Source organism: Zwartia hollandica (assembly GCF_019923725.1).
Taxonomy (GTDB): domain Bacteria; phylum Pseudomonadota; class Gammaproteobacteria; order Burkholderiales; family Burkholderiaceae_B; genus Zwartia; species Zwartia hollandica.
The window spans coordinates 336,669-351,732 of the sequence record NZ_JAHXRI010000010.1; the positions used below are offsets into that span (position 1 = coordinate 336,669).

A 15,064-nucleotide genomic window follows, 5' to 3' on the forward strand; every position below is an offset into this window, starting at 1 on the left:
ATCTTAATAACAACTACTTACCTTTTTTTAGCTGACCCAACACCGCAAAGGGCGAAGGGGGCTCTTCCCTACTAGCAACTTCATCCGCTTGCGCATCTAAATCTGCCATGTCCGGGCACTGGGTGTGACGCGGCACGTAAGGCACTTCTAAAATCAATTCATCTTCTAATAATTCAGCCAAGTCAAACTTGGGAGAACCAACGATTTGCTCTGGGGCATCGAAATCCTCTTCATCGGGCTCATCGTCCGAAAGATCTGACTCGCGCCGCACCAATTCAAATACTGTTGTGCGATCTATCGGAAGCGTCAGTGTGCCTAAGCAACGCTGACACTCCAGTACTAAATTTGCCTGAACCCGCATAACCAACTGCGATTCATCGTCTTTGGTTCGCCGCCCTTGAATCACATAACGCACGACACCAGGTAAAACCGGTGCTGCCGACAACTCGGTGACTTCCCCCACGGGCTGCTCTTCCAAACCGTCTAACAAGCGCTGCAAGCGGTGAATGCTAAAAGCACCCTCAACAACCTGACCTCGGCGCGCGAAATCAAACGCATCCACAACCGGTGGCACTGATAGCCGGAACACCGGATCTACAGACATGAAAGCCTCGCAGCAAAAAAGCAGCAAAGCAAGAGATAATAGCTCGTTTGTGCCCAGATCGTCAATTTCCACCTTTACCAAAATCGACTGTGACCCCACCTCTTATCCTCGCCTCGAGCTCGATTTATCGACGGGAATTGCTCTCTAGACTAAAAATTCCTTTCTACTGTATCTCGCCAGATGTGGATGAGTCGCCGCAGCAAGGGGAATCCGTTGCTGCGCTCGCCCTGCGCTTGTCCATTCTCAAAGCACGGACCGTGGCACACCAACACCCCGACGCCATTGTTATCGGAGCCGATCAAGCAGCCTCGCTCGCGGGTCAGATTATTGGCAAACCTGGCAGCCTTTTGGCAGCAGAGCAGCAACTCGCCAGACTTTCAGGGCAAACCGTCGTATTTCACAGCGCACTGACCGTCCTGCGCGGCAATGACTATTGCCAAAGCATGGATGTACCAACTACCTGTGTGTTTCGCGCTCTTAGCGCTTCAGCAATCCAGCGCTATGTAAAGATCGATCAGCCAAGCGATACCGCAGGCAGCGCAAAAGCGGAATGCCTCGGCATTGCCTTAATGGAGCGTATGGACAGTAGTGACCCGACGGCCATTATTGGACTGCCCTTAATTGCACTGACACACATGCTTTGTGAGGTCGGACTCGACCCGCTTGAACACGCCAAGGTATAAAGACGTATGCCTGCTGAACACAACCCTTCAATCAACAGATCCTACGGGGTACTGCACCTGATTCCCGTCGGACTTGGCGAGGCACCGATCAGTGCATGGCTGCCGTCCGATGCACAGACACTTGCTGGTCAACTCAGCACGTACATTGCAGAGAACGCAAAGACAGCGCGCGCCTTTTTAAAGCTCACACCGCTCACACAACCTTTGCAAGAGATCACAATCCACGAACTAAACCCTCGCATCGAAGACGCGACACTTCAGACCTGGCTCGCACCGCTGCGCAGTGGTGTCTCGATTGGCTTGGTTTCCGAAGCAGGATGCCCCGCAGTCGCGGATCCCGGGGCGCGTGCTGTGGCCATCGCGCACCAGTGGGGAGTCACCGTTAAGCCCTGGGTCGGCCCCTCGTCTATTTTGCTCGGACTCATGGCTAGCGGTCTAGACGGGCAACGCTTCGCCTTTCACGGCTATGCGCCAGTCGAAGCTGGCGAACGCGTCAAACAACTCAAAGCTTGGGAACTGAGTTCCGCGAAGCAACATCAAACACAAATGCTGATTGAAACGCCTTATCGTAACCAAGCGATGTTTACCAGCTTAATTGAGCATTTAAAAGGCAACACACGGCTGTGTCTTGCTCGTGCGCTCACGACACACGACGAGTGGGTTCGCACGCTCACTGTGGCGCAGTGGAAAAGCCAACCCATGCCGCAGCTCGATAAATTCCCCACCCTCTTTCTATTTCAGGCTGCGGCATGACTGCTGTTTCGATACACCGCGTTGCAATGCGCACCCTCTTGTTCGTCTGGCTCAGCATCTTAGCGGGCTGTGCTTCCCAGCAAGCAGGTGGGCCATACAACATTGATGAAACGATGAAGTCTCGCGGACAAAACAGCCGCGTCGATATCATCGTGCTGCACTACACAGCCTCTACCAAGCCCAGTGCACTGATGACGCTCACCAACCGGGACGTCAGCGCACATTACGTTGTATCCGATGACGCAAAACCGATTGTCTATCGGCTTGTCAACGAAGACCGCAATGCATGGCATGCAGGAGAAAGCAGCTGGTACGGACGCACCTTCATTAATCAACGATCGATTGGAATTGAGATCGTCCATCCCGGATGGCAGCCCAACGCAAAAGGCGAGAATGGGCACCCCTACCCTGAGGCGCAGATCGAAGTCGTGGCAAAACTCACTCGCGACATCGCGCAGCGCCACGGCATCCTGCCGGAAAATATCGTGGGGCACAGCGACGTCGCGCCAGGTAGAAAAGTGGATCCAGGTCCGTCATTCCCCTGGAAAAAGCTTGCGCAAATGGGTGTCGGCCGCTGGTTTGATGAAAAGCTAGCCGCTAAATACCAAGCCGAATATGTACGCAACGGAGCGCCAGACGCCGGTTGGTTTCAACGCCAACTCAAACGGGTGGGCTATGCGGTACCAGAAAACGGATACTTCGATCAAAAAACACTCGCAGTCATCGCAGCCTTTCAAGCGCACTACCGACCAGAGTTAGTCACAGGCAAGCCGGATGCACAGACGGCCGCACGCTTGCAAGCGCTACCGACTTCTGGCTCAGGGCTTTAAAAGCGCGCGCGATCGCTGCAGGCGCCAACGCACTACTCGCCACAACAACAAGGCGGCAAGGACCGCAGCATAGATCATGACCGTCTGCAAATCGTTCTTACCCGCCTTGTGCCACCAGTAGTGCAGGATCGCCAACACACCAATTAGATAAATCATGCGGTGCAAGCGCTGCCAATGCGCGCCCAATCGGCGCATCCAGCCATGCGTGGAGGTCAGGGCGAGCAGACTCATGGTTAGAAAAGCGGCAGCGCCCACTAGAATGAAGGGCCTTTTCCAGATATCCGTGAGCATGCTTGCCCACCCAAAACTCTGATCCCACCAGGCCCAAGACAATGCATGCAACACCGCATAAAAAAATGTAAACAAACCGCACATTCGACGCAGACGAACGAGTGCGGGTTGCTTAACCCATTGCCGAAGCGGAGAAACTCCAAGTGTGACCAACAAACACACTAAGGTCCACGTTCCTGAGGAGCGGGTTAGAAACTCGGTTGGGTTCGCCGTAAGCTCATTTTGTACGCCTAGCCAAACCCAACGCAGCAACGGGTACAAGCCGAGAAGAAACAGCAGGGGCTTGCAACGATCAATGTCGCGCGAGCTAAGCGTCTTCAAGCTTGTTCTCAGTAATTCTGACGCAAATCCAGACCTGTATAAAGCGAACCCACCTCATTGGCGTAGCCATTGAGCATTAAGGTCTTCCGCTTGGGGCTAAAGACGCCGTCTTCACCAATCCGACGCTCTGTCGCCTGACTCCAGCGTGGATGACTAACCTCGGGATTCACGTTTGAATAAAAACCATACTCCGAAGGTTGGGAGCGCTCCCAACTGCCCATGGGCTGCTTATCAAGCAAACGGATCGTAACGATAGACTTTACGGATTTGAAACCATACTTCCAAGGCACGACCATCCGCACAGGCGCGCCGTTTTGATTGGGCAATACCTTTCCGTACATTCCCAGTGTCAGCAAGGTAAGCGGATGCATCGCCTCGTCCATGCGCAACCCATCTCGGTAGGGCCACTCGATCGAGCGCGTGCGAACGCCAGGCATATTTTTCGGCTGCACATCAGTGATGAACTCAACAAACTTGGCGTTTCCTGTGGGCTGCACTTGCTTGATCAACTCAGACATCGAATAGCCAATCCAGGGGATCGCCATCGACCAACCTTCGACGCAACGCATGCGATAAAGCCGCTCTTCCAACGGTGCGAGCTTACGCAAATCATCTATATCAAACGTCTTGGGTGCGGCGCACTCCCCTTCTACACGCAGCTTCCAGGGCGTTGTCTGAAGCGTGTGTGCATACTTAACAGGGTCTGCTTTGTCTGTACCGAATTCAAAAAAATTGTTGTAGGTGGTGGCGTCTTTTTCTGGGGTCACCTGCTCCATCAGCACATACTTTGAGGACCGTTGTGCATCAAGCTTCGCCAGTGCAGCTGCACTGGCCAGCGCAGACCAACCACCCAAAGCACCGGTCGCAAAAGTGGCTCCTGCGGCTTTCATCCAGTGGCGACGCGTCTGCCAAACTTCTTCCGGAGTGATTTCTGTAGAACGAATACGGGGGAAACGGTAGCTCGGCATGACGACCTCCGAAAAGATTTAAGGCGCCCTGACCATAGTCACAGCGCGAAGCAGTGTTAGAGGGAATTATCACGCAATATCGACAAGCCAGCGCACATCAAGGCAGAATAACCCTTCAGGACAGCCGGATTGGGTTGTCCACAGGCAGCAGTCTAAACACGCTCTAGCAAGTATTGCTTCAAAGTTGCAACATCCGAGACGATCGCGTGATGCGGGCATGTGCGCAATTCGTCGGCTGGATGAGCCCCATAAGACACCCCTAGGCCATGCACACCGGCATTGGCCGCCATCTGTAGGTCATGCGACGTGTCTCCCACCATGACAACCCGGTGTGGTTCGACCATCATCTCGTCAATTAACTCGAACAGCATCCCAGGATGCGGTTTGCCAAACGTCTCGTCCGCTGTGCGCGTGGCCTCAAAAGCAGAATGTAGGGCTGTAGCGGTTAGGGCTCGGTTCAAGCCAACACGGCTCTTGCCGGTGGCAACGGCCAAGCGGGCTCCGGCCTCTTGCAACTCGGTCAACATCTCGGGAACTCCGTCGAATAGCTTCAGCTGGGTATCGCGCGCGAGATAGTGATGGCGATAGCGCTCAAGAAACATGGGCTCGAGCGACTTGGTTAACTGAGGCACCGCGCGCCGTAACGCTGGCTCGAGTGACAAACCAATCACCCATGCAGCTTCAGCAGCCGTTGGGACCTTAAGCTCCAGATCTCGGCAAGCCCCCTGAATCGCAGAAACAATGCTGTGGGTTGAATCCATCAGCGTGCCATCCCAATCAAACACAATGACTGAATAAGGCTTCATTGCTGCTCCAGCTTTTGGAGAAGCGCCTCACAGGCCTTAGGCAGTGGCGCAATAAGAGATAGTGCTTCCTGCGTCAGTGGATGAGGAATATCTAAGCGATGGGCATGTAAAAACATTCTGTTAAATCCCAGTTTCACGAATTTGGCACGTGTTTCGTCTCGTCCATACTTGTCGTCCCCGACAATGGGAAACCCCGTCGAGGCGAGATGCACCCGAATTTGATGGGTACGTCCGGTCCGCAACTCGGCATCGACCAAACTGTAGCCGTTGAAACGCTTTTGCGCACTCACGATCGTATGTGAAACCTGGCCCTCGGCCTCAACTTTGACTCGTCGCTCGCCAGTTTGTGTCGTCCACTTCGTCAAAGGCAGTCGAATGTGCTGTCGGGCGTTGACCCAGTCCCCCTCCACTAAAGCTAAATAATGCTTACTCCCCTTGCTTTCACGAAACATCTCATGAAGCGACAACAATACATTTCTCTTTTTGGCAATCAGCAGCAAGCCGGAGGTGTCACGGTCAAGTCTGTGGGCCAGCTCAAGAAAACGCGCTTCAGGCCGAGCCGCACGCAACGCCTCGATCACGCCAAACGACACACCACTGCCGCCGTGCACAGCGGTGCCTGCCGGCTTGTCGATGACCAACAGACCCTCATCCTCAAAGACAATCGGAAATTCAGCCCCCGGCACGACCCGCTTTTGATCCACAGCCGGCAGGCGAATAGGAGGAACCCGCACGATATCCCCGGCGTGAATCCGGGCATCTGGCGAGACACGGCCTTTATTTACCCTGACTTCACCACCACGCACTGCTTTATAGATATGGCTTTTAGGCACACCCTTACACAGGCGCATGAGAAAGTTATCTAAACGCTGCCCATCGTGCTCTTCGGTGACTTCAACCAGGCGCACAGCCGGCGCCTGTGGCGGACTCGGCTTAGGTGTCGTCGGGGTCAAAACTGAGGATTCTTTGCGCATGGCCAAAAGCGGCTTATAATCGAGCAAGCCTTAAAGGGGTTAAGAAAGCGTGGTCAAGACGCCCTCTTGCGTCCTAAAGCGTTGAGATGCATCGAATTTTCGCGTCTCCGTCTGGATTGCGGACTGCATTGTACCGCTTGCCTTCCTGATTCCTTCGGGCTGCTGGTCGCCGACAAGACCGGGATGCGCTTAATGCGCGCTGTTGCGACGTCTTTACGTTTCGCCCGCGCCCAAGTGTGTGCCCCTCGCGTCGCGCGCGATACTGACCAAAAGAGCAAGAATCCGTCCTAATCCCTGCACCAGGCGTGCGAATCTTACCCGCCTGATGTTCTCAGCATCCTTTTATGTCAACCACTACCGTGACTCTGACCTCTCTGCTGAATGAACCCCGCGCCTACGGGCGCAACGTGCTGGTCTAAAGACCCTTTCTTCGCGCGCCCCCTTCGGTGTGCGCTCGCTTCCTTGAATCAGTGTTTCGCAGCCAGTAGCGTGTGGCTGCGCGCCGTGTTACGGCGCGCCATTTAAACGGAGAAACCTCTCATGAAGCGAATGTTGTTTAATGCAACGCACCAAGAAGAACTGCGCGTTGCGATCGTCGATGGACAAAAACTCATCGACCTCGATATCGAAATCGCCGGCCGCGAACAGCGTAAAGGCAATATTTACAAAGGTGTCATCACCCGCATCGAACCTGGCCTTGAGGCCTGTTTCGTTAACTACGGCGAAGACCGTCACGGCTTTTTGCCATTTAAGGAAGTTGCACGTAGCTACTTTAAAGAAGGCGTAGATGTTCGCACCGCCCGTATTCAAGATGCCCTGCGCGAAGGTCAGGAACTGATCGTCCAAGTCGAAAAAGAAGAGCGTGGCAACAAGGGTGCCGCCCTAACCACCTTCATTTCGCTGGCCGGCCGTTACTTGGTTCTGATGCCCAACAACCCACGTGGTGGTGGTGTATCACGTCGCGTCGAGGGCGAAGAGCGCCAAGAACTGCGCGAGGCGATGGACCAACTCACCATCCCGCCAGGCATGAGCATCATTGCGCGCACTGCCGGCATTGGACGTAATGCCGAAGAGCTGCAGTGGGACATGTCCTACCTCATGCAACTCTGGACCGCTATCGACGGTGCTGCCAAAGATAACCCCGCTCCCATTCTGATCTATCTCGAATCCAGCCTTGTCATTCGCGCTATCCGCGATTACTTCTCGCCAGATATCGGCGAAATTCTGATAGACACAGACGACATCGCCGACCAGGCGACGGCGTTTATGAGCGTCGTGATGCCCGACAACGTGCAGCGTGTTAAACGCTACCGCGATGACGTGCCACTATTTTCTCGGTTCCAGATCGAACACCAGATCGAGACCGCATACTCGCGTACGGTCGATCTGCCCTCAGGCGGCTCAGTTGTGATCGACCACACCGAGGCACTTGTCGCCGTTGACGTGAACTCTGCCCGTGCCACACGTGGGGCCGACATTGAAGAAACCGCACTGCGCACGAACCAAGAGGCCGCCGACGAAGTCGCGCGCCAATTGCGTCTTCGCGACTTAGGTGGCCTGATCGTGATCGATTTCATCGACATGGAAGACACCAAAAACCAGCGTGCCGTTGAAAACCGTCTACGCGACGCACTGCACTTTGACCGTGCACGCGTCCAAATGGGCAAGATCTCGCGCTTTGGCTTGATGGAACTCTCGCGTCAGCGACTGCGCCCTGCCCTAAACGAAGGGTCACACATCACCTGCCCACGTTGTAATGGCACCGGCGTAATCCGTGATGCGGAATCCAGCGCGCTGCAAGTATTGCGCCTGCTGCAAGAAGAGGCCATGAAAGAAAACACAGCGGCGGTGCACGCACAAGTGCCTGTCGATGTCGCAACTTTCCTGCTTAACGAGAAGCGTTCAGACATTACCAAGATCGAATCACGACTCAAAGTTAACTTGATTCTGATCCCCAATCGTCACCTCGAAACACCGCATCATCACATCGAGCGTTTGCGTCACGACGACCCACGTCTAGAAGATCTGAAAACTAGCTTCGAACTCGTCGACGCGCCTTCGACCGACATGAGTTGGGCACCAAAAGAGCAGGAAGTAAAGACCAAGCCCGAAGCGTTGGTCAAAGGTATTACGCCTGCACAGCCTGCGCCTGTCTCATCGACACCTTCCAAAAAACCAGAAGCATCAGAGGCCTCACCCGGCTTGTTCAAACGGTTCTTTAGTTGGTTATCGGGAGCCTCCTCGGAAGAAAAGAAAGCCGAAGAAGCCAAGCCCTCAGAGTCTCGCGAACAGCGCGGGCGCAATGGCCAAAACGATCGCCGCGGAGGAAACCGCAATGGTCGCGGACGTCGCCCCGACAACCGCAACGAAGCACGCGGTGATGGACGTAATGGCAGCAATGAAGCCACGGCTCAAAATGATAGTCGCCGTCCACCTCGCGAAGATGAGCGTAGCGCTCAGGCACCACGGGCAGAGGGTAGCGAGCAGGCGGGAGATGATAACGGTCGCAATGGCGGACGCAACCGTCGCCGCGGTGGACGTAACCGTCGCGACGAAGGTCTGGACGCACGCAACGAGCAATCGACTGCGGATGGCCAACAAGCTGACGGCACCACTCAGCCAAACGAGCGTCGTCCACAACAGGGACCTCGTCCAGCCGGCAATCCTTCCGCTGCCGCAGACGAGCAAAACAACCTGCAACAAGGTCCAGCCACAAGCTTTAACGACGAAGATGGCGACCAGTCCGATCCAGAACGTAAGCGCCGCCGTCGTCGTAGCCGTCGTGGCCGTCGCGGTCAAGATGATGGCTCAGGCTTTGAGAGTGATGGGCAGGAACAAAATGCACAACAAAACAGTGCTGACAATGTTCCAATTCAGACGCATGTCACGCCAGCCCCGCAGTTAAGCCAACAAGACGAGCGTAACTTTGGACATACGTCCACGCCAGGGCTCTCTAATGCACCGATGCAATACGTTGAGCCAGCAAGTGCTGTGGCTGCAACCGCGGCTGCAACACCCCAGGTAACCGAACCTGCAGCACCTCAACCTGCCGCAGTTGCTCAACCTGTTGTTACGCAACCCATTGCTCCAACACCGGTCGCCGCTGCACCTGTCGCTGTTGAACCCGTTGTGGTTGCTGCACCGGCACCAGCAGCAACAGCCGCTCCTGCGCCAGTTGCTGCACCAGTTGCGGCGCAGCCGATCGTAATCACTCCCGCACTTGATACAGCTGCCTTGCACGCAATTGTGCAATCTGCTGGTCTGCAATGGATTGAAAGTGATCAGGCACGTGTTGCAACAGCAATGGCAAATCAGGTGATCGTACCTGTGCAGCTCGGACGAGCACGCAAGCCTGCAGCGGTCGTGTCAAACGAACCGCTCGTACAAGTAGAGACTCGCGTCTAGGTTAGATGTGTGTAAGTCCCGGGACTCCGTCCCGGGCAACGGCATTTCAATTAGGCAGCGACTACGTCTGCTGCTTGATTGGTCATGATCGCCATCAAACGCGCCAACTCTTCACGCAGTTGGCGACGATCTAGCACCATATCGATGGCACCTTTTTGTTGCAAGAACTCCGAACGCTGAAAACCTTCAGGCAGTTTTTCACGCACGGTCTGCTCGATGACCCGTGGCCCTGCAAAACCAATCAACGCCTTGGGCTCGCCAATCACCACATCGCCCATAAAGGCGAAGCTCGCGGAAACGCCACCCATGGTCGGGTCCGTCAGCACACTGATGAAGGGGAGCTTGGCCTGCGCCAACTGAACAAGCATTGCGTTAGTTTTTGCCATCTGCATCAAAGAGAACAAACTCTCTTGCATCCGCGCGCCGCCCGAGGCTGCAACGCAAATAAATGGCACACGCTGCTTGATTGCAGCTTGCACGCCTTGCACAAAGCGCTCACCCACCACCGAGCCCATGGATCCACCCATAAACTCAAATTCAAAGCACGCGAGCACGCAAGGCACACTGCGAATCGCGCCGCTCACGACAACCAAGGCATCAGTCTCGCCGGTTTGCCGCACAGCCTCTTGAACTCGCTCGGGATACTTACGCGAGTCTTTAAATTTAAGCGGATCCATCGAGCGCGTGTTTGATCCGATCTCTACCCGACCCTCGATGTCAAGTAACGACTCAATGCGTGCACGCGAACCCAAACGCATATGATGATCACACTTAGGACAAACATGCAGATTCGCCGCTAGATCTTCGTTGTAAAGCACAGACTCGCAGGAAGGGCACTTCACCCACAGCCCTTCAGGGACGCGTTTGGTGGTGTTCTCGGGCGCTTGTGTCTTATTGATGCGGGGTGGTAGCAGTTTACCCAGCCAGCTCATTGCTTTGCCCCAATAGAAGCAGCCGACGCCCCAGCAGGTGAAGTCGTCCGTGCTACGTTCATTGCTTGACGAATGTGCCCAAGCCACTGCGCACCAGCGGTGATAGCCGCCTGCGATTGCTCGGCGACCGGCAGGCCTGCGCAAGCCTTTGTCATCGTGTCGATCAGTTTGCTCCCAATCACGACAGCATCTGCGACGAGACTGATTCGCTGCGCACTCTGCGCGTCGCTAATCCCAAAGCCGACACCGACAGGCAAAGACACATGCTTACGAATACCCTTGAGTCGACTTGCGACATCCGTCGTATCCAAATTACCAGCGCCTGTCACACCATTGAGTGAGACGTAATAAACATAACCACGCGCAATCTTACCGACGGCCTGAATGCGCGCGTCAGTCGAAGTCGGAGCCAACAAAAAGATCGGAGCAATGTGATGCTTACCTAACAGGTTGACAAAATCATCAATTTCTTCTGGCGGATAATCTACCGTCAACAAACCATCCACGCCCGCGAGCTCAGCTTGCTCGGCAAACGCTTGTTGCCCAATGTTTTCAATTGGATTGGCGTATCCCATTAGAACGATCGGGGTCACCCCATCCTGTTTGCGAAATTCCGCAACCATTGCCAACACATGCTTAAGCCCAATACCTTGCGCAATGGCATGCTCCGCAGCGCGTTGAATCACTGGGCCATCGGCCATCGGATCGGAAAAGGGGATACCAAGCTCGATCACGTCTGCACCGGCTTTTACCAAAGCGTGCATCAAAGGCACTGTCGTTGCAGGCAAAGGATTGCCTGCGGCGATATAGGGGATCAACGCGGCGCGCTTTTCTTGGGCGGCACGCGCAAACGCTGCGGCAATGCGATCAGTAGGTGTGGCCATGTCTTCTATTGAAACCTTTCAAACTATTTAAAGCACGATTCCCGCACGTTGCGCGACCGTGTTGATGTCCTTGTCGCCCCGTCCTGACAGATTGACCAAAATAACCTTATCCTTTGGCAGAGTTGGGGCAAGCTTTGCCGCGTAGGCAAGCGCATGTGAGGTTTCAAGCGCGGGGATAATGCCCTCGATCTGGCAGCAATGATGAAAGCTCGCGAGCGCCTCATCGTCAGTCACGCTTTCATAGGTCGCGCGCCCACTATCTTTGAGCCAGGCGTGCTCTGGGCCAACGCCGGGATAATCCAACCCGGCAGACACCGAATGTGTTTCGCGTACTTGACCGTTCTCGTCTTGCAAGACATAGGTGCGGTTGCCATGCAGTACACCAACGCGGCCGTGCATCAACGAGGCCGAGTGCTTGCCCGTCGAGATGCCCTCTCCTGCGGCTTCAACGCCCACAAGCTTGGTATTCTCGTAAGGAATATAAGGATGGAAAATCCCCATGGCGTTTGAGCCACCACCGACGCATGCCAGCACATAGTCGGGCTGACGACCCGCGTACAACGGCATTTGCTCGATCGATTCTTTACCGATCACCGAGTGGAAGTTACGCACCATCATCGGATAGGGGTGGGGGCCCGCTACCGTACCGATAATGTAGAAGGTGTTGTCAACGTTTGTCACCCAATCACGCATCGCTTCGTTGAGTGCGTCTTTGAGCGTACGTGAACCAGATTCGACAGGAACCACGGTGGCGCCGAGCAACTTCATTCTGAACACGTTAGGCGATTGGCGTTTGACGTCATCAATGCCCATGTACACCACGCATTCCATGCCGTAGCGCGCGCAAACCGTCGCGGTTGCTACGCCATGCTGACCTGCGCCAGTTTCAGCGATGATGCGTTTTTTGCCCATGCGTCTTGCCAACAAGGCTTGACCAAGACTGTTATTGATTTTGTGCGCGCCCGTGTGATTCAAGTCTTCTCGCTTGAACCAGATTTGTGCACCACCCAGCTCTTCAGACCAACGTCGTGCGTGATAGACCGGCGTCGGACGGCCCACAAAATGCTTCAGTTCGTACTCAAACTCAGCAAGAAAATCTGGATCGTTACGATATTTGTCGTAAGACAGACGCAACTCTTCAATTGCCTGCATCAGTGTCTCGGCGGCGAAGACGCCACCATAGGGACCAAAATGTCCTTTAGCGTCGGGAAAGTCGTAGGGTTTCAAGACGGTATCTCCGGAGCGAAGCGCCCTGTGCGAACAACAATATGCTCAGCATCAGCGTTTAGCGACTTATTCAATTTGATTTTAGCAGTGAGAACCGGGAAAAAACGCGCAAAATCCCTTAAAACTGATGTGTCCCTGCCCGCCTTAGCTTGGCTACTAGCGCCGATGCACGGTCAAAACACCGCCTACCTCTTTGAGCGCCGACAGGGCGCGTTGCAGCTCAGCACGGTCATGCACCTCCACAGTAAAACCCATATAAGCCATTGAAGCCTTACTTTGCGTGTGCACGGCTACGACATTAAGCCTCAAACGAGCAAAAACCTCGGACAGATCACGTAATAAACCAGAGCGATCCTGCGCCTGGACACTAAGGTCTACCGGATACACCGTACCGGCAATATTTCCGCCCCACGTCACTTCAATCACCCGCTCAGGCTGGCGTGCCGCCAAGGTCGCAAAACTTGCGCAATCTGCTCGATGAATTGACACACCGCGTCCACGGGTCACAAAGCCGGTGATGGGGTCTGGCGGCGCAGGGCGGCAACAACGCGCCAATTGGGTCATCAATGAGCCGACTCCGACGACCAACACACCGCTTTTGCCAGTCTGCGTAGCACTATCGGCACGCGCACTATGCGACACCAACGACTCCGGCCGCAATTCTTGCTCGGGCGAGGCGGGCTGAAACACAGCGTCAATCTGCCGAAGACTAAATTCCTCCTTGGCTGCCGCCACATAAAGGTCTTCGGCATGCGCAAAACCCAGCTGCTGCGCGAGCTGTTCAAGATTAACAGCCGTCTTACCCAAGCGCTGAAGCTCTTTCTCAACAAGTGCCTGCCCCTGAACCGTGCGCTGCTGTAACTCAATCGCATTGAACCAAGCACGAACCTTAGCGCGCGCCCTCGGACTCGCCAAGAATCCTAATTGCAAGTTCAACCAATCACGCGAAGGTCCACCAGACTTTGTGGTGACAATCTCAACCGTTTGTCCGGTTTGCAGTTGGGTCTGCAGTGGCACCATTTGCCCGTCGATACGCGCACCGCGACAACGATGACCCAGGTCTGTATGCAAGTGATAAGCGAAATCTACGGGGGTGGCTCCTGCCGGTAATTCAATCACGCGGGCTTGGGGAGACAAAACATAGATCCGCTCTTCGTCCTGGCGCTGAATGCGCGCGGGTGCGACATCCGTGGGCCGATTTGTAGCCTCGGTGTTCCAAGCAAGTAGCTGTCGCATCCACGCGAGTTGCTTGTCATACTCGAGCGCACCCGCAGTGGCTGGCACTTGCCCGCCCTTAGCACCAGCCTCTTTATAGCGCCAATGCGCGGCCATTCCAAACTCAGCAAACTCATGCATCGCTTGCGTGCGAATCTGTACTTCGAACGGCCGCCCGCTCTGGTCTGCGACGACGGTGTGCAATGACCGATAGCCGTTAGGCTTTGGACGCGAGATGTAATCATCAAACTCATCAGACACGGGCACCCAGCGCTCGTGCACCAAACCCAAGGCGGTGTAGCAGTCACGCTCGTTTTGAACAATGATGCGCAACGCACGCACATCGAACAGCTTTGAAAAATCCAGGTGCTTCAAGCGCATCTTGTTGTAGATGCTGTAGATGTGCTTGGGCCGTCCACTCACCTCTGCGCTCACGCCAAGCAGCCGCAAGGAGCTTGTTAACTCTTCAATCGTCCGTGCAATGAAAGCTTCGCGCTCCACGCGCTTCTCTTCAAGCAGATGGGCAATCTCCTTGTAGCGAACCGGATCGGTGAAGCGAAAAGCAAGGTCCTCCATTTCCCACTTAATCTGCCAAATCCCCAGGCGATTTGCTAGCGGTGTATACAGATCAAGCGTCTCAGTCGCTAGTAGCGGATCGCACGCCACTTTGCTCGCAGCATGCCAGCGCAATGTCTGCAATCGAGAGGCAAGTCGAATCAAAACGATGCGCAGATCAGCGGCCATTGCCAACAACATCTTGCGCAACATTTCTTTTTGCGCTGTCGGATCTACCGCGGCGTCGCTGGCTCCCTTCGCAATCGACCCTAGCCGTAATAAGGCGCGCGTGCCCTGCACCAACCGCGCAATCTCGGGGGACAAGGGACTCGCGGAGGGCTGAGCACTAGGCTCGCGAGGAACCTTAGCAAAAAATTCGTCAGGAACTCCGACCAGCAACGCGGCGCAACGCGTGGCCGCGTCAGCCTGCATATCCGACAAAATTTGAGCCGAGCCTAAGGCGTGCTCTAGGTGAGACTCACCCGCTGCATTGCGCAGCGTCGCTAACTGTACGCACGCCCACCGAGCAGTCTGACGCACTTGCTCCTGATCGTCTGGTATTAAACCCGCGACCAGGGACTCGAGCGCAGCGCCAGTGAGTTGCGTAGGCAAAATA

The 15,064-nt window shown here is 55.1% G+C and carries 13 protein-coding genes; 4 read left to right on the forward strand and 9 right to left on the reverse strand.

What is annotated here, in order from left to right; genetic code table 11:
• Positions 1 to 13: 13 nt before the first annotated feature.
• A complete protein-coding gene (locus tag KZZ10_RS12315) occupies positions 14 to 604 on the reverse strand; it encodes a YceD family protein (protein WP_259661825.1) in 591 nt (196 codons plus the stop codon).
• A gap of 89 nt (positions 605 to 693) precedes the next feature.
• On the opposite strand from KZZ10_RS12315, the gene KZZ10_RS12320 reads away from it, so the two are divergent.
• The 3 genes from KZZ10_RS12320 to KZZ10_RS12330 are packed head-to-tail and all read left to right on the forward strand — an operon-like array spanning position 694 to position 2,870.
• A complete protein-coding gene (locus KZZ10_RS12320; protein ID WP_259661826.1) occupies positions 694 to 1,287 on the forward strand; it encodes a Maf family nucleotide pyrophosphatase in 594 nt (197 codons plus the stop codon).
• A 6-nt stretch (positions 1,288 to 1,293) separates the two neighbouring features.
• Positions 1,294 to 2,040, forward strand: coding sequence for an SAM-dependent methyltransferase (locus KZZ10_RS12325; protein ID WP_259661827.1), 747 nt, complete (start codon positions 1,294 to 1,296; stop codon positions 2,038 to 2,040).
• Positions 2,037 to 2,870: an N-acetylmuramoyl-L-alanine amidase gene (locus tag KZZ10_RS12330; protein ID WP_375372566.1), complete on the forward strand. Its 834-nt coding sequence runs from the start codon at positions 2,037 to 2,039 to the stop codon at positions 2,868 to 2,870. Before KZZ10_RS12325 ends, KZZ10_RS12330 begins: the two co-directional genes overlap by 4 nt.
• On the opposite strand, the gene msrQ is transcribed toward KZZ10_RS12330, so the two are convergent.
• From msrQ to KZZ10_RS12350, 4 genes are all read right to left on the reverse strand, one after another.
• Positions 2,859 to 3,482: a protein-methionine-sulfoxide reductase heme-binding subunit MsrQ gene (gene msrQ, locus KZZ10_RS12335; RefSeq protein ID WP_259661828.1), complete on the reverse strand. Its 624-nt coding sequence runs from the start codon at positions 3,480 to 3,482 to the stop codon at positions 2,859 to 2,861. The genes KZZ10_RS12330 and msrQ overlap by 12 nt on opposite strands.
• A gap of 8 nt (positions 3,483 to 3,490) precedes the next feature.
• Positions 3,491 to 4,450 carry a protein-methionine-sulfoxide reductase catalytic subunit MsrP gene (gene msrP / locus KZZ10_RS12340; protein WP_259661829.1) on the reverse strand — a complete coding sequence of 320 codons (960 nt, stop codon included), beginning with the start codon at positions 4,448 to 4,450 and terminating at the stop codon, positions 3,491 to 3,493.
• Positions 4,451 to 4,602: 152 nt separating this feature from the next.
• A complete protein-coding gene (locus KZZ10_RS12345; protein WP_259661830.1) occupies positions 4,603 to 5,256 on the reverse strand; it encodes an HAD-IIIA family hydrolase in 654 nt (217 codons plus the stop codon).
• Positions 5,253 to 6,230, reverse strand: coding sequence for an RluA family pseudouridine synthase (locus tag KZZ10_RS12350; RefSeq protein WP_259661831.1), 978 nt, complete (start codon positions 6,228 to 6,230; stop codon positions 5,253 to 5,255). Before KZZ10_RS12350 ends, KZZ10_RS12345 begins: the two co-directional genes overlap by 4 nt.
• 540 nt (positions 6,231 to 6,770) lie before the next feature.
• Between KZZ10_RS12350 and KZZ10_RS12355 the strand changes: the two genes are divergently transcribed.
• Entirely contained in the window at positions 6,771 to 9,635 is a 2,865-nt protein-coding gene (locus KZZ10_RS12355) for an Rne/Rng family ribonuclease (protein ID WP_259661832.1), read from the forward strand.
• 50 nt (positions 9,636 to 9,685) lie between these two features.
• Here the strand turns inward: KZZ10_RS12355 and accD are convergent, their stop codons facing one another.
• From accD to KZZ10_RS12375, 4 genes are all read right to left on the reverse strand, one after another.
• Positions 9,686 to 10,567, reverse strand: coding sequence for an acetyl-CoA carboxylase, carboxyltransferase subunit beta (gene accD, locus KZZ10_RS12360; RefSeq protein ID WP_259661833.1), 882 nt, complete (start codon positions 10,565 to 10,567; stop codon positions 9,686 to 9,688).
• The gene (gene trpA, locus KZZ10_RS12365) at positions 10,564 to 11,451 is read right to left on the reverse strand and encodes a tryptophan synthase subunit alpha (RefSeq protein ID WP_259661834.1); all 888 of its coding nucleotides are present in this window, start codon (positions 11,449 to 11,451) and stop codon (positions 10,564 to 10,566) included. The genes accD and trpA overlap by 4 nt, the downstream gene beginning before the upstream one ends.
• A gap of 27 nt (positions 11,452 to 11,478) precedes the next feature.
• Positions 11,479 to 12,678, reverse strand: coding sequence for a tryptophan synthase subunit beta (trpB, locus tag KZZ10_RS12370; protein ID WP_259661835.1), 1,200 nt, complete (start codon positions 12,676 to 12,678; stop codon positions 11,479 to 11,481).
• A 156-nt stretch (positions 12,679 to 12,834) separates the two neighbouring features.
• Positions 12,835 to 15,060 carry a RelA/SpoT family protein gene (locus KZZ10_RS12375; RefSeq protein WP_259661836.1) on the reverse strand — a complete coding sequence of 742 codons (2,226 nt, stop codon included), beginning with the start codon at positions 15,058 to 15,060 and terminating at the stop codon, positions 12,835 to 12,837.
• Positions 15,061 to 15,064: the final 4 nt, after the last annotated feature.

Bases quoted from the DNA above. Each gene is read 5' to 3' on its own strand.
- trpA (WP_259661834.1), bottom strand. From the start codon at position 11,451: ATGGCCACACCTACTGATCGCATTGCCGCAGCGTTTGCGCGTGCCGCC.
- KZZ10_RS12325 (WP_259661827.1), top strand. From the start codon at position 1,294: ATGCCTGCTGAACACAACCCTTCAATCAACAGATCCTACGGGGTACTG.
- KZZ10_RS12355 (WP_259661832.1), top strand. From the start codon at position 6,771: ATGAAGCGAATGTTGTTTAATGCAACGCACCAAGAAGAACTGCGCGTT.
- KZZ10_RS12330 (WP_375372566.1), top strand. From the start codon at position 2,037: ATGACTGCTGTTTCGATACACCGCGTTGCAATGCGCACCCTCTTGTTC.
- KZZ10_RS12345 (WP_259661830.1), bottom strand. From the start codon at position 5,256: ATGAAGCCTTATTCAGTCATTGTGTTTGATTGGGATGGCACGCTGATG.
- KZZ10_RS12350 (WP_259661831.1), bottom strand. From the start codon at position 6,230: ATGCGCAAAGAATCCTCAGTTTTGACCCCGACGACACCTAAGCCGAGT.
- msrP (WP_259661829.1), bottom strand. From the start codon at position 4,450: ATGCCGAGCTACCGTTTCCCCCGTATTCGTTCTACAGAAATCACTCCG.
- KZZ10_RS12315 (WP_259661825.1), bottom strand. From the start codon at position 604: ATGTCTGTAGATCCGGTGTTCCGGCTATCAGTGCCACCGGTTGTGGAT.
- accD (WP_259661833.1), bottom strand. From the start codon at position 10,567: ATGAGCTGGCTGGGTAAACTGCTACCACCCCGCATCAATAAGACACAA.